Annotated in this window: 15 protein-coding genes; 9 read left to right on the top strand and 6 right to left on the bottom strand. The window is 72.1% G+C overall.

Features of this window, described 5'->3' with window-relative positions:
* The first annotated feature begins 52 nt into the window (after positions 1 to 52).
* The 6 genes from LQ222_RS17800 to LQ222_RS17775 all read left to right on the top strand — a co-directional run bounded on the left by LQ222_RS17800 (position 53) and on the right by LQ222_RS17775 (position 5872).
* Entirely contained in the window at positions 53 to 2017 is a 1965-nt protein-coding gene (locus tag LQ222_RS17800) for a lytic transglycosylase domain-containing protein (RefSeq protein ID WP_230168185.1), read from the top strand.
* Positions 2014 to 2865: an alpha/beta fold hydrolase gene (locus tag LQ222_RS17795; protein WP_230168184.1), complete on the top strand. Its 852-nt coding sequence runs from the start codon at positions 2014 to 2016 to the stop codon at positions 2863 to 2865. Before LQ222_RS17800 ends, LQ222_RS17795 begins: the two co-directional genes overlap by 4 nt.
* A gap of 181 nt (positions 2866 to 3046) precedes the next feature.
* Entirely contained in the window at positions 3047 to 3481 is a 435-nt protein-coding gene (locus LQ222_RS17790) for a phosphatidylglycerophosphatase A (RefSeq protein WP_230168183.1), read from the top strand.
* Complete coding sequence (locus tag LQ222_RS17785) at positions 3481 to 3960, top strand: CinA family protein (protein WP_230168230.1); 480 nt, start codon at positions 3481 to 3483, stop codon at positions 3958 to 3960. Before LQ222_RS17790 ends, LQ222_RS17785 begins: the two co-directional genes overlap by 1 nt.
* 95 nt (positions 3961 to 4055) lie before the next feature.
* On the top strand, positions 4056 to 5033 hold the full coding sequence (locus LQ222_RS17780; RefSeq protein WP_230168182.1) for a tripartite tricarboxylate transporter substrate binding protein: 978 nt from the start codon (positions 4056 to 4058) through the stop codon (positions 5031 to 5033).
* A gap of 215 nt (positions 5034 to 5248) precedes the next feature.
* On the top strand, positions 5249 to 5872 hold the full coding sequence (locus LQ222_RS17775) for a DUF882 domain-containing protein (protein ID WP_230168181.1): 624 nt from the start codon (positions 5249 to 5251) through the stop codon (positions 5870 to 5872).
* A 69-nt stretch (positions 5873 to 5941) separates the two neighbouring features.
* Here LQ222_RS17775 and LQ222_RS17770 read toward each other — a convergent pair whose 3' ends face one another.
* On the bottom strand, positions 5942 to 7009 hold the full coding sequence (locus LQ222_RS17770; protein ID WP_230168180.1) for a low specificity L-threonine aldolase: 1068 nt from the start codon (positions 7007 to 7009) through the stop codon (positions 5942 to 5944).
* Between the two features lie 74 nt (positions 7010 to 7083).
* On the opposite strand from LQ222_RS17770, the gene LQ222_RS17765 reads away from it, so the two are divergent.
* From LQ222_RS17765 to LQ222_RS17755, 3 genes are all read left to right on the top strand, one after another.
* Positions 7084 to 7629, top strand: coding sequence for an amino acid synthesis family protein (locus LQ222_RS17765; protein ID WP_230168179.1), 546 nt, complete (start codon positions 7084 to 7086; stop codon positions 7627 to 7629).
* 108 nt (positions 7630 to 7737) lie between these two features.
* Positions 7738 to 8298, top strand: a complete 561-nt coding sequence (locus tag LQ222_RS17760; RefSeq protein WP_230168178.1) for a DUF4337 domain-containing protein — start codon at positions 7738 to 7740, stop codon at positions 8296 to 8298.
* A gap of 120 nt (positions 8299 to 8418) precedes the next feature.
* A complete protein-coding gene (locus LQ222_RS17755) occupies positions 8419 to 9297 on the top strand; it encodes a glycosyltransferase 61 family protein (protein ID WP_230168177.1) in 879 nt (292 codons plus the stop codon).
* 10 nt (positions 9298 to 9307) lie between these two features.
* On the opposite strand, the gene LQ222_RS17750 is transcribed toward LQ222_RS17755, so the two are convergent.
* The 5 genes from LQ222_RS17750 to LQ222_RS17730 form a co-directional block, all read right to left on the bottom strand.
* Positions 9308 to 9787, bottom strand: a complete 480-nt coding sequence (locus tag LQ222_RS17750; RefSeq protein ID WP_230168176.1) for a type II toxin-antitoxin system RatA family toxin — start codon at positions 9785 to 9787, stop codon at positions 9308 to 9310.
* Between the two features lies 1 nt (position 9788).
* Positions 9789 to 10766, bottom strand: coding sequence for a lipoyl synthase (gene lipA, locus LQ222_RS17745; protein WP_230168175.1), 978 nt, complete (start codon positions 10764 to 10766; stop codon positions 9789 to 9791).
* Between the two features lie 63 nt (positions 10767 to 10829).
* Positions 10830 to 12224 (bottom strand): dihydrolipoyl dehydrogenase, encoded by a 1395-nt coding sequence (gene lpdA, locus LQ222_RS17740; RefSeq protein WP_230168174.1) that lies wholly within the window; start codon positions 12222 to 12224, stop codon positions 10830 to 10832.
* Positions 12224 to 12712 (bottom strand): GNAT family N-acetyltransferase, encoded by a 489-nt coding sequence (locus LQ222_RS17735; RefSeq protein WP_230168173.1) that lies wholly within the window; start codon positions 12710 to 12712, stop codon positions 12224 to 12226. Before LQ222_RS17735 ends, lpdA begins: the two co-directional genes overlap by 1 nt.
* Positions 12709 to 13727: 2-oxo acid dehydrogenase subunit E2 (locus tag LQ222_RS17730; RefSeq protein ID WP_230168172.1), on the bottom strand; the 1019-nt coding region annotated here is incomplete at its 5' end. The genes LQ222_RS17735 and LQ222_RS17730, both read right to left, overlap by 4 nt.

Genomic DNA, 13727 nt, shown 5'->3' with positions numbered 1-13727 from the left:
CGGGACAAGGTTGGGGGGACAAGCCGGGGCCGGATCAGGTAGGAAGGCTGCCATGCGCCGCCTGCTGATCCTGGGCCTGCTGGCCCTGCCGCTGCCTGCCCTGTCCCAGCCCTGGGCGCCCGAGGGCGCGCGCGCCGCCGGGCGCCAGGCGCTCTCGGCCGCCGCCGCCGGCCGCTTCGCCGAGGCGGAGTCCTTCGCCGCCGCCGCCGACCCGCTGGCCGCGAAGCTCGTGCTGTGGATCCGCCTGTCGAACCGCACCGCCCCGGCCTCGGCGCTGGAGCTGGTGACCTTTCTCGCGGAGAACCCCGACTGGCCGCTGCCCGACGCCATGGCCCGCCGTGGCGAGGCCGCCCTGGCCGCCGAGCCCGACGACGCCCTGGCACTGCGCCACTTCACCCGCAGTCCGGCGCGCACCCTGGCCGGCACGCTGCGCCATGCCGAGGCGCTGGAGCGCGCCGGCCGCACCGCCGATGCCCGCGCCGTGGTCCGGCGCGGCTGGGTCGAGACCGCCGGCGACCCCTTCGCCGAGGATGCCCTGGCCGCGCGCTTCGGCGCCGTCCTGGCCGATGAAGACCATTGGCGCCGCTTCGACCGCCTGGCCTTCGCGCGCGATGCCGCGGGGGCCACGCGCGCGGCGGGCCGGCTCTCCGGCGCCCGCGCCGCCGCCGCCGGCTACCGCCTGGCGCTCGCGCGCGACGATGACAGTGCGCTGGCCGTCCGCCCCACCGACATCGGCTGGGCCCATGAGCACGCCCGGCTGCTGCGCCGGCGCGAGCGCGACGCCGAGGCCGCCGCGGCCTGGGTCGCCGCCGAACCGCTGCAATCCGGCCTGGGCGGCGATGCCGCCCGCGCCGTCTGGGTCGAACGCCAGGTGCTGTCGCGCAAGCTGCTGCGGCTGGGCCAGCAGCGCGAGGCCTATCGCACCGCCGCTGCCCATGGCCAGGCCGCGCCGGGCGAGGCGCGGCAGGAAGCCGAGATGCTGGCCGGCTTCATCGCGCTGCGCCGGCTGAACGACGCCGCCGCGGCCGAGCGCCACTTCACCGCGCTGGGCCAGGACAGCCGGTCGGTCATCACCCGGGCGCGCGCGGCCTATTGGCAAGGGCGCGCGCTGGCGGCGCGCGGCGATGGCGCCGGCGCGCGGGCGCGCTACGCCGCCGCCGCCGAACTGCCGGTCGCCTTCTATGGCCAGCTCGGCGCGCTGGCGCTGGGCGAGACCGAGGCGCAGCTGTCCGCCCGCGTGGCGCGCGCCGCGGCACCGCCGGTCACGCCGCCGCGCGCGGCGGATTTCATGGCGCGCGAATTGGCCCGCGCCGTGCTGACGCTGGCCGACCTCGGCGACACGCGGCGCGCGCGCATCTTCCTGCTGCGGCTCGAGGACCTGGCCAATGACGGCACGGACCGGATGCTGGCGGCGCGCCTCGCGGCCCATATCGGCCGGCAGGACCATGCCGTGTGGGTGGCGCGGCGCGCGGGTGCGGCCGGCGACATGCTGCTGCCGGTCGGCTGGCCGACCCCCTACACGCCGCCGGTCACCACGCCGGAACCCGCCTTCATCCACGCCATCACGCGCCAGGAGAGCAATTTCGACACCGAGGCCGTCTCGGGTGCCAATGCGCGCGGGCTGATGCAGCTGCTGCCCGCGACCGCCACGCTGGTGGCGCGCCGGCTGGGCACGCCCTTCAACGTGGCGCAGCTGACCGCGAGCCCCGAGGTCAACATGCGCCTGGGCGGCGCCTACCTGGAGCAGATGCTGGACCGCTATGCCGGCGCGCTGCCGCTGGCGGCCGCCGCCTACAATGCCGGGCCAGGGCGCGTCGACCAGTGGCTCGGCACCTATGGCGACCCGCGCGGCGGCGATGTCGACATGATCGACTGGATGGAACAGATCCCGTTCACCGAGACGCGCAACTACGTCCAGCGGGTGATCGAGAACGTCATCGTCTATCGCGCGCAGGATGCCGCGGCGGCGTCGCGCGCGCATCCGCTGGCGCCGTATCTGCGCGCCGCCGCGCGGTGACGCCGCGCCGGATCACGGTCTCGGCACGCGACGGCCTCGCGATGTCGGCGCTGGAATGGGACGGCCCGCGCGACCGCGCGCCGGTGCTGGTGCTGAGCGGCATCTGCCGCACCGCGCTGGATGCCGAGACGGTCGCGGCGCACCAGGCCGGCCGGCGCCGGGTGGTCGCGCTGGACTACATCGGCCATGGCGAGAGCGCGCGCCCGGCCAACCCGCGCCGCTACGGACCCGAGGCGCTGATCCGCGACGTGATGGATGCGATGGCCGCGCTGCACCTGCATGGCGCGGCGGTGGTCGGCACTTCCTTCGGCGGCTTGTGCGCCATGGCGGCGTCGGTGATGCGCCCGGCGGCGATCTCGGCGGTGGTGCTGAACGATATCGGCCCGCAGATCGAACCGGTGGGGCGCGAGGCCGTGGTCGCCTTCATCGGCACCGACCCCGCCAGCGCGAGCTTCGACGAGGCGCTCGCCTGGTTCCGTGCGCGCCACCCGCCGATGCCGATGCTGGACGACGCCGCCTGGCGCGCCTTCGCCGCGCGCACCTATGCCGAAGGGCCGGACCGGCATTGGCACCCGCGCTGGGACATCCGGATCGCGCAACAGGCGGTGGGCGACGGCGCCGGCCCGCCGCCCGACCTCTGGCCCTTCTTCGGCGCCCTGGCGACGCGGCCGACCATGCTGGTCTGGGGCGAGGAAAGCCGCTTGCTGGGCGCTGAGACGGTCGCCCGGATGCAGCGGCTGCACCCGGCGATGCGACTGCTGCGCCTGCCGGGCACGGGCCATGCGCCCACGCTGGGCGAACCGCCGGCGGCATCGGCGATCGAGGACTTCCTGGCAGGGCTGGCGTGAGCGGCGATGCTCCCGCGCGGCCGCGGCGCGATGCGGCGCCATCGGTGCCGCGCGCCGGGGCCGCGCGCGTGGCGCCGAACCATCCGGGCGGCGAGCGCATGGCGGGGCGCGGCACACGACCGGGCCAGGCAACACCCTTGCGCGGCGAGGCGCCGCGCGCGCCGCGGCGGGACGCGCGGCGATGACGCCCGCCCGCGCCATCGCCACGCTGGGCGGCATCGGCCTGCTGCGGCCCGCACCTGGCACATGGGGCTCGCTGGTGGTGCTGCCGGCGGTGCTGCTCGGGCCGGTCGCGTGCCTGGTGCTCGCGGCTTGCGTGACGGTCGGGGGGTGGATCGCGGTGCGCGCCGTGCTCGCCGAGGGCGGCGACCAGGACCCCGGCTGGATCGTGGTGGACGAGGCCGCGGGCATGCTGCTGGCGCTGGCCGCGCTGCCCGCCGCCGGGTGGATCGGCGTGGTCGCCGCCTTCGCGCTGTTCCGCGCCTTCGACATCGTGAAGCCCTGGCCGGTCTCCTGGGCGGATGGACTGCATGGCGCGACCGGCGTCATGCTGGACGACGTGATCGCCGGTGCGATGGCCGGCGCGGTGCTGCTTCTGGCGGGAGGGCTGTGGTGATGCTGCCGGACGCGACGCTCGACCAGGCGCGTGACCTGCTGGCGGCGCTGGAGGCGCGCGGGCAGACACTCGCCACCGCGGAATCCTGCACCGGTGGGCTGATCGCCGCGGCGCTGACGGCGATCGCCGGGTCGTCGAGCGTGGTGATGGCCGGCTTCGTCACCTATTCGAACGACGCCAAGATGCGCATGGTCGGCGTGCATGCCGAAACGCTGGCCGCGCATGGCGCGGTGAGCGACCCGGTGGCGCGCGAGATGGCCGAGGGCGCGCTGCGCGAAGCCCGCGTGGATCTTGCGCTGTCGTGCACCGGCATCGCCGGGCCGGGCGGTGCGACGCCGGGCAAGCCGGTCGGGCTGGTCTTCATCGGCTGCGCGCGGCGCGATGGCACCACGGTCGTCGAACGCCACGTCTTTCCCGGCGACCGCGGCGCGGTGCGCGCGGCGACGGTCGCCGCGGCGCTGCGCCTGGCGCGGGGCTGACCGCGGCACCGGTTGACTCGCGCGGGTGGCTGCTGCCCCCTTCCCCACATGAACGCCGCGTCACGCGGCGCGGCCCGTGGGAAGGAAGCCTGTCCATGAACCGTCGCAGCCTGCTGCGCGCCGCCGGCGCATTGCCTGTCGCCACCACCCTGCCGGCCTTCGCGCAGGCGGCGCCCTGGCGGCCCGACCGGCCGGTGCGCTTCGTGGTGGGCTTCGCCGCGGGCGGCAGCACGGACACCTCGGGCCGCCTGGTGGCGAATGCGATCAGCGGCACGCTCGGCCAGCCGGTGGTGGTCGAGAACCGCGTGGGCGGCGCCGGCAATATCGGGTCCGAGCATGTCGCGCGCAGCGCGCCGGATGGGCTGACCTATGTGGTCGCGTCGGTCGGCACCCATGCGACGAACCAGTACCTGTATCGCAACCTGCCCTTCCATGTGGCCAACGACTTCACGCCCGTGTCGCTGGTGCTGGTCAGCGCCGCGGTGATCGTGGTGAAGCCTTCCCTGCCGGTGACCTCCGTGGCGGAGCTGGTGGCGCTGGCGAAGCGGACGCCGGGCGGGCTCAACATCGGCACCAGCGGTGTGGGCGGCACGCAGCATTTCGCCGCGGCCCTGTTCGAACAGCGCGCGGGGGTGCAGTTCACCCATATCCCGTATCGCGGCGGCGCGCCGGCCATGCAGGATCTGATCGGCGGGCGGCTCGACCTGGTCTTCTCGCCGCTGGCCGAGACCATGTCCTTCATCCAGTCCGGCCAGGTGCGCGCGCTCGGTGTGACGCGCACCGAACGCTTGCCGGCGCTGCCCGATGTGCCGGCCATCGCCGATACCGTGCCGGGCTACGCGTTCAATTCCTGGATCGGCATCTTCGGCCCCGCACGGCTGCCGGCGAACATCGTGACAGCCATGTCCGGGGCGATCGCCGCCGGCGTCCGCACGCCGGAGGTGAACCAGCGCATGGTCGCCCTGGGCTACCTGCCCGTGGGTGGCGGGGCCGAGGCGATGGCCGACTTGCAGCGCCGCGACATGGCAACGATGGAATCGCTGGTGCGCCTGACGGGTGCGAGCGCCGACTGAGCCGCCGGCCTGATGCGCGCCGCCAGGCATCGGCTTGGTTCAAGCGCGTCGGCCACGTGGACCGCACGGCCGGGCGGTCGACAGACCACGTCCAGGACCGCCGGCCCCGCGCCGCCGCCCGCCAGCGCGGCGCGCAGGCAACACCCGCCGCACACCTTCCGCGCGAATCGATGGGCCGGTTGCTCTCGTGCCGCGGGCGGGAGCAGTCTCGCCGCATGGCTGACCCTTCCAGCATGTCCCGGCTGCGCCGACGCGCCATGTTCGCCGCGCTCGGCCTGGGCGCTGTGGCGGGGCGCGCGGCGCAGGCACAGGGCCATCCGCCGCAACAGGGCGAATGGGACGGGCCGCAGATCCTCGACCTGCGGAACCTGCCGCCGGCGCCGCCGCCCGACCGGCAACGCTGGATCTGGATCCAGAACGAGGCGCGCGAGGAAGTGGCGCTCGCCTACCGCAGCGGGCAGGACTACGACATCCGCGCGCTGGCGCGGCTGCAGCATCTGTTCCGCGACCTGCGCGCCAATACGGCCGGCCCCATCCCGCCGCTGCTGGTCGACATGCTGTCGCTGATCCAGGAGCGGTTTTCCTATGCGCGGCCGATCCGGCTGATCTCCGGCTACCGCACGCCGGCGACCAATGCGTCCCTGCCATTTGCCGCGCCGAACAGCCTGCACATGCGCGGCATGGCAGCGGACATCGTGGTGCCGGGGCTGGCGCAGGCCGATGTGTGCTCGCTGGCGATGATGTACTCGCAGCACCTCGGCTTCATGGGCGTGGGCTGGTACGGGTCCTTCACCCATGTCGACATCGGGCCGAAGGCGTCCTGGACGCGCATGCTGTAGAGCCGATCCCGATCGGATGGCGCGCATCCGATCGGGCGGAGATGCTGGCGAAAACCAGGGGCCAGCGGTTCAGGCCGCGGCCAGCGCCGTGCGGATCTCGGCGATGGCTTCATCGATCATCGGCGCCGTCACATCGAGATGCGTGCAGGCGCGCACGCGCCCACCCAGGCCGCTGACGGCGACGCCGCGCATCGTCAGCTTCGCCTGCAGCGTCGCGACATCCATCCCCGCCCCCTGCACGTCGAAGAAGACCAGGTTGGTGTCGGGTTCCTCGACCACCACGCCAGGGATCTGCCGCAGGCCGCGGGCCAGCGCCTTGGCATTCGCGTGGTCCTCCGCCAGGCGGTCGATATGGTGGTCCAGCGCATGGATGCAGGCGGCGGCGCAGATGCCGGCCTGGCGCATGGAGCCACCCAGCCGCTGCTTCCAGCGCCAGGCGCGGCCGATGAATTCCTCGTCCCCGCACAGCACGGCGCCGAGCGGCGCACCGAGGCCCTTGGTGAAATCGAGCCAGACGGAATCGTAGTTCGCCACCATGTCCTTCGCCGCGATGCCCGCACCCACGCAGGCATTCATCAGCCGCGCGCCGTCCATGTGGGTGGCCCAGCCCTGTTCATGCGCGACATCCGCCACGGCGTTCAACTGCGCCAGCGGCCAGATCGCGCCGCCGCCGATATTCGCGGTCTGCTCGACTTCCAGCAGCCGCTGCGGCGGGGCGTAGCGCGTCTTCGGCCGGATCGCGGCGCGCACATCGTCGGCGGTGAACATCCCGCGCGGGCCCTTCATGGGCATGATCTGCACGCCGGTCAGCGCGGCATGCGTGCCGCCTTCGGAATGCAGGATGTGCGAGGTCTCGTGCGCGATGACCTCGTCGCCCTTGCCGCAATGGGTGAGGATGGCGATGACGTTGCACATGGTGCCCGACGGCAGGTACATCGCCGCCTGCTTGCCCATCAGCGCGGCCATGCGGTCGCACAATTCGTGCACGGTGGGGTCGTCGCCATGCTGCTCGTCGCCGACCTCGGCGCGCATCATCGCCTCCTTCATCGCGGGCGTCGGGCGCGTCTGGGTGTCGGAATACAGGTTGATGCGGGTGGGCGGCGCGCCGGCGGGCGGGCGGTTCGGGGCATGGACCATGGGGCGTTCCGTCCTGGCTGGAGTTGCGTGCAGGATGCCCCCCGCGCGACGATTGGGCCAGGGGGAGTCCTGCCATGGTTGCCATCCGCAAGATCGCGCTGCTGCGCGAGGAAGCGCTCTGCGAACTGGGCGAGGCAGGCGCGCGGCCGGTGGTGCGCGCGGTGGCGATGGTGGTGATCGCCAATCCCTTCGCCGGGCGGTTCGTGGCGGACCTGTCAGACCTGGTCGAGGCCGGCGCGACGCTGGCCGCGCGCGTCGCACCCGACCTGTTGCGGACGCTCGCGGGGCCGGCAGTGTCCTATGGCAAGGGCGCGATCGTCGGCGCGGCGGGGGAGATCGAGCACGCGCACGCGCTGCTGCATCCGAAGATGGGCGCGCCGCTGCGCGCGGCGATCGGGGGCGGAGCGGCGCTGATCCCCTCGGCGGCCAAGATGGGCGCGGTGGGCGCCACGCTGGACCTGCCGCTGGGGCACAAGGACGATGCCTGGTCGCGCGGGCATTTCGACGCGATCACCGTCTCGCTCGGCGACGCGCCGCGGCCGCACGAGATCCTGGTGGTGATGGCGCTGTGCGACGGCGGCCGCCTGCTGCACCGCATCGGCGAGGGTGCGCCGCGCTGAGGGAGCCTTCGAGACCGCCCGCACCGGCATTCCCGAGAACTCGCCGAGGGCTTTCGCGAATCGCGCCGGCCGGGCAGACGCGCCCGGTACACCACAGGGGAGGCCCGCATGGCAGGGGGCGCACAGGTCGACCACACCTCGCACAAGGGCGTCGCGCTGCTCATCGCGGTGCTGGCGCTGTTCCTGGCCCTGGCCGAGACCGGCGCAAAGAGCCAGCAGACCGAGGCGATCAGCCGCAATATCGAGGCCGCGAACCTCTGGGCCTTCTTCCAGGCGCGCACCATCCGCCAGACCACGGTGCGCACGGCGGCGGAACACGCGGCGCTCGGCCTGCCGGCGCTGCCCGAAGGCGCGGCTGCCGCCATCGCGCGGCAGCAGGAGGCCTGGCGTGGCCAGGCCGCACGCTGGGAAAGCGAGCCCGAGACCGGCGAGGGCCGCCGCGAACTGATGGCCCGCGCCCGCGCGGCGGAAGCGAAGCGCGACCGGTCGCTCGCCGCCTATCATCAATACGAGATCGGCTCGGCGGCCTTCCAGGTGGGCATCGTGCTGGCCTCGGCCAGCGTCATCACCGGGGTGGGGCTGCTGGCGATGGCCGGGGGCGCGCTGGGCGTGATCGGCGTGGGCTTCGCGCTGCTGGGATTCTTCGCGCCCACGCTGATCCACCTGTAGGCGTCGCCGGCTGCGCGAACGGCGCGGGCGCGCCGGCCGCCGCGCGGACCAGCGCCATGTGCCCGCTTGCCTTTCGCCCATCGCCCGCAGCATCGTGCGCCACCTGACGGACACACACCGATGAGCCTTGCCAGCCAGCCGATCGTCGAGACCGACCGCCGGCCGGTGCTGCTGGTGGTGCCCGGCAACCTCGGCGGGTCGGTCGAGCACTTCTACCATTTCCTGTTCGGCTACCTGCTCCCCTTCCTTGAGCATTGCCACGCCATGCGCGGGTCGCACCGCTTCCAGATGCGCGATTGCGGCCCGATGAACCGGCTGCTGCGCGGCCTCCCCGGCTTTCACATCGCGGTCAAGCCTGTCTACAAGGTGCTGGAGACCGTGGTCGGCACGGTGCCCGGCAGCGCGGGGACCGCGCGCATCATGGTGCCCGGCTTCGACGCGCCGCATGCCTACAATCCCGAACGCTTCCGCCGCATCCGGCGCATCGTCGCGCGGCTGTTCGGCCCGCAGATCGACAGCTTCGCGCGCGCCCATCCCCTCGCCGCCTCCGAGCGCCTGGTGCTGGTGATCGATCGCGCGCCGCCGCCGCCCGAATACCTGGCTGACGGGACCGAGGCGAAGTCCGGCGGGTCGGCGCGCCGCAGCGTACCCAACATGGCCGAGGTCTTCGCCGCGATCGCCGAACGGCACGACGCGCTGCTCGTGCGGCTCGAGGAGTGCTCGCTGCTCGAACAGGTGTTCCTGTTCTCGCGCGCCTGGCGGGTCGTCGGCCAGCATGGGGCGGGCCTGTCGCACATGATATGGGCGCGGCCCGATGCCGGGCTGGTCGAGATCATGCCCAACCCGAAGCAGTTGTCCAACGACGCGCAATGGCAGGCGGCCTATTTCGCAACGCTGTGCCGGTCCCTGGCGCTGCCGCGGCGGATGGTCGAGCAGACCGATCCGCACGACCCGGTGCCGCCGGAGGCGGTCGTGGCTGCGCTGGCTGCGCTGGACTGACCGCCGGAGGTCAGCCGGTGGTGAAGGGCTCGGGCCGGCCGGGCGCCACCGGCGCCGCGCCGCGCCCGTACAGCGCCATGGCGCGGCGTTCGAAGGCGCGCACCATCAGGCGCACCGCCTCGTTGAACACGACGCCGATCGCCATCTGCAGGATGCGGGACTTGAATTCGAAATCGACGAAGAAATCGACCTCGGTGCCCTGCGCGACCGGGGTGAAGCGCCAGTGGTTGTTCAGGTAGCGGAAGGGGCCGGTCTCGTAGGCGACATGGATGTGGTCCGGGCGGTCCAGCGTGACGCGGGATCGGAAGGTCTCGCGGAACATCTTGAAGCCGATGGTCAGGTCGGCGACCAGCTCGGTGTCGGTCTTCGACAGCACGCGCGCGCCGACACACCAGGGCAGGAATTCCGGATAGCGGCGGACATCGGCCACCATGTCGAAGATCTGCTCGGGCGCGTGGCGCAGGATGCGCCTTTCGGCGTGGGTGGGCATGTCAGGCCGGGGTCGTCGCGAGCCGGGCGGTGCGGGCATCGCGCAGGGCAGCGAAATCGCGATCGGCATGGTAGCTGCTGCGCGTCAGCGGCGTGGCCGAGACCAGCAGGAAGCCCTTGCCGCGCGCGGATGTCGCGTAGTCGTCGAATTCCTCGGGCGTCACGAAGCGGTCCACGGCGGCGTGCTTCACCGTAGGTTGCAGATATTGACCGATGGTGAGGAAGTCGACCTCCGCCGCGCGCAGGTCGTCCATCACCTGCAGCACCTCGATCCGTTCCTCGCCGAGGCCGACCATCATGCCGGACTTGGTGAAGATGGTGGGGTCGATCTGCTTCACGCGGTCGAGCAGGCGCAGCGAATGGTAGTAGCGCGCGCCGGGGCGGATGGTGGGGTACAGGCCAGGCACGGTTTCCAGGTTGTGGTTGAACACATCCGGGCGCGCGGCCACCACGACCTCCAGCGCGCCGTCCTTGCGCAGGAAGTCGGGCGTGAGGATCTCGATCGTCGTCTCGGGCGCGGCGGCGCGGATGGCGCGGATGGTCTGCGCGAAATGCTCGGCGCCGCCGTCGCGCAGGTCGTCGCGGTCGACGCTGGTGATGACGACATGGCGCAGGCCGAGCGCCGCCACCGCATCCCCCACCCGCCGGGGTTCATCGGCATCGAGCCCCTTGGGCAGGCCCGTGGTGATGTTGCAGAAGGCGCAGGCGCGGGTGCAGATCTCGCCCATGATCATCATGGTGGCGTGGCGCTGCGACCAGCACTCGCCGATGTTGGGGCAGGCGGCTTCCTCGCAGACCGTGACCAGCTTGTTGTCGCGCATCAGGGCGCGCGTCTCGTGGTAGACCGGGTGCGTGGGCGCCTTCACCCGGATCCAGGCAGGCTTGCGCTGGATGGGGTTGTCCGGTCGATGCGCCTTCTCCGGATGCCGTCCGGCACCCAGTCGTGGCTTGCGATGGTCGATCTCGATGCGCGTCGTCATGTGGCCTTCCGCGCACCGATATAGGGAAGCTGCACGCGTTCGGCGAGGCTTGCGCCCCGCGGGTCAGATGTGCAGCACCTTGCCATAGGCGTCCAGCACGCCCTCGTGCATCGCCTCGGACAGGGTCGGGTGGGGGAAGACCGTGGCCATCAGCTCGGCCTCGGTGGTCTCGAGGGTGCGGGCGATGCCGTAGCCCTGGATCATTTCCGTGACCTCCGGCCCGACCATATGGGCGCCGAGCATCGCGCCGGTCTTGGCGTCGAACACGGTCTTCACGAAGCCCTCCGGTTCGCCCAGCGCGATCGCCTTGCCATTGCCGATGAACGGGAAGCGGCCGACGCGGACCTCGTGGCCGGCGGCCTTGGCGGCGGCTTCCGTCAGCCCCACCGACGCCACCTGCGGGCGGCAATAGGTGCAGCCGGGGATGTTCGTCACGTCCATCTCGTGCGGGTGCAGCCCGGCGATGGCCTCGACCACGATCACGCCTTCATGCATCGCCTTGTGGGCGAGCCAGGGCGGACCGGCCAGGTCGCCGATGGCATAGACGCCGGGCTCGCCCGTCCGGCCATGGCCGTCGATCAGCACATGCGTGCGGTCGACCTTCACCTTGGTGCCTTCGAGACCCAGATTCTCGACATTGCCGACGATGCCGACCGCGCTGATCAGCCGGTCGGCCTTGATCTCGGTGACCTTGCCGCCGGCCTCGACGATGGCGGCGACGCCATCGCCTTCCTTGCGCACGCCCTGAAGCTTGGCGGATGTGATGACCTTCATGCCCTGATTGACGAAGGCCTTCTGCACGAAGGCGGAGACCTCGGCATCCTCGACCGGCAGGATGCGGTCCATCGCCTCGATCAGCGTCACCTCGCTGCCCATGTTCTGGTAGAAGGAGGCGAATTCGGAGCCGATCGCGCCGGAGCCGATCACGATCAGCTTCCTGGGCAGCGCATCGGGCACCAGCGCCTCGCGATAGGACCAGATCAGCTTGCCGTCGGGCTCCATGCCCGGCAGCACGCGCGCGCGCGCGCCGGTCGCCAGGATGATGTTCTTGCCCGCGACCTCAGCGACCGGCTTGCCGTCCTTGGTGACCGCGACCTTGCCCGGGCCGGCCAGCGCGCCATGCCCGTCGAACACCGTGATCTTGTGCTTCTTCATCAGCCCCTTCACGCCGGAGGAGAGCTGGTTCGCCACGTTGCGCGACCGCTTGATCACCTTCGCGAAGTCGAAGCGCGCATTGTCCACCGCGAAGCCGTAGGCATCGAGGCTGTGCAGCATGTGGTTGATCTCGGACGCCTTCAGCAGCGCCTTGGTCGGGATGCAGCCCCAGTTGAGGCAGATGCCGCCCATGTGCTCGCGCTCGACCAGCGCGACCTTCATCTTGAGCTGCGCCGCGCGGATCGCGGCGACATAGCCGCCGGGGCCGCCGCCGACGACGACCAGGTCAAAACTCTCGGCCATCACGCGGCCTCCTGCGCCAGGGTTGCGAGCGCGTCGCCGGCCAGGCGCCGCGTGATCCATTCCTTGAGGGTCTCGGCCCCCATCGCGTCATAGGTGGCGATGGCGGGCGTGTTCCAATCGAGCACGTTCCAGGCCAGGCGGCGGCCGCCCTCGGCCAGCGTGTCCTTCGCGAGGCGCGCGAACAACGCGCGGGCGATGCCGCGGCGCCGGAACGCCGGTTCCACCCAGAGATCCTCCAGCCACCGCCCATGCCGGGCGAGGAAGGTGGAGAAGGTCCAGTGGTAGAGCGCCATGCCGGCGGGAACACCGTCCATTTCCGCAACCAGGCAGCCCGCGCGTTGCGGCGTGCCGAAGATCGCGGCGTGGAAATCGGCCTCGGTGCCCTTCGCTTCGTGGGCGAGCTTCTCGTATTCCGCCAGCGCGCGCACGAAGCGCGCGATGGTCGGCACGTCGGCGGGCGTCGCCTCGCGAAGCGTTATGGCATTCACAGCATCAGGCTCAGCGGATCCTCGATGGTGCGCTTCAGCGCCTGGATGAATTCCGCCGCCAGCGCGCCGTCGATCACGCGGTGGTCGACGCTCAGCGTGCAGGTCATCACGGTGGCGATGGCCAGCGCGCCATCCTTCACCACCGGCTTCTGCAACCCGGCCGAAACCGCCAGGATGCCGGCCTGCGGCGGGTTGATGATGGCGGAGAAATCGGACACGCCATACATGCCCATGTTGGAGATCGAGAAGCCGCCGCCCTGGAATTCCTCCGGCTTCAGCTTGCCGGATTTCGCACGCGCGGCGAGGTCCTTCATCTCGGCGCTGATCGCGGCCAGGCCCTTGCGGTCGGCCTGGCGCACGATCGGCGTGATCAGCCCCTCGGGGATGCTGACGGCGATCGAGATATCGACGTCGTGGTACTGGATGATCGCATCCTCGGTCCAGGATGCGTTGCAGGCGGGGAAGCGGCGCAGCGTCGCGGCCGTGGCCTTGATGACCAGGTCGTTGACCGACAGCTTGAAGGCACCCGGCCCGTCCTTGGGCGAACGCGCGTTGAGGTCGCCGCGCAGCTTCAGCAGCGCGTCGATCTCGATGTCCATCGTCACGTAGAAATGCGGGATGGTCGCCTTCGATTCCGACAGGCGGCGCGCGATCACCTTGCGCATGGTGCTGTTGGGCACGGCGGTGTGCGGCGCGGTGGTCGCGAAGGGTGCCGCGACCGGCTTCGGCGCGGGTGCGGCGGCCGGCGCGGCGGCCACCGGCGCCGGCGCGGCGGCCGGGCCGCGCGACAAGGCGGCCTCGATATCCGCCTTCACGATGCGCCCGTTCGGGCCGGACCCCTTCACCCCGGCCAGGTCGACCCCCGCCTGCTGCGCCATGCGCCGCGCGAGCGGCGAGGCGAAGACACGATCGCCACCGGATGGCGGCAACGGCTGCGGATTCAGCGCGACCGGCGCGGCCGCGGCCGGCGCGGGCGCTGCCGCCTGTCTCCTATACACCTCTGACGCCGCCGACG

This window comes from Roseomonas sp. CECT 9278 (assembly GCF_918698155.1).
Lineage (GTDB): Bacteria > Pseudomonadota > Alphaproteobacteria > Acetobacterales > Acetobacteraceae > Neoroseomonas.
The sequence above is the reverse complement of the archived record's forward strand: the minus strand, read 5'-3'. Positions and strand labels throughout refer to the sequence as shown.